1 protein-coding gene is annotated in these 295 nt (G+C 69.2%); it reads left to right on the forward strand.

All coding sequences use genetic code 11. The features are described from left to right. Window positions 1-295, forward strand: a 295-nt coding sequence (locus EN851_RS35550) for a DUF445 family protein (protein ID WP_135931128.1), incomplete at both ends; no start/stop codon positions are given.

The following is a 295-nucleotide window of genomic DNA, read 5'->3' on the forward strand; positions in this document are numbered from 1 at the left end:
GCCGAGGCAGCGATCATCGGCGGTCTGGCCGACTGGTATGCGGTCGTGGCCCTGTTCAGGCGGCCGCTCGGCCTGCCGATCCCGCACACCGCCATCATCCCGGAGAACCAGCACCGCATCGCCGACAATCTCGGCCGGTTCATCGAGGCCAATTTCCTCGCGCCGGAGCCGGTGCGCGAAAAGCTCGCCGAGGTCGACTTTGCGGCTTTGGTCGCCGACTGGCTGGTCGATGCAGAACGCGCCGCCGGGCTGTCGCGATTCGTCGCCCGGCTGGTGCCTCAGACCCTCACCGCCG

The organism is Mesorhizobium sp. M8A.F.Ca.ET.208.01.1.1 (assembly GCF_004791315.1).
Lineage (GTDB): Bacteria > Pseudomonadota > Alphaproteobacteria > Rhizobiales > Rhizobiaceae > Mesorhizobium.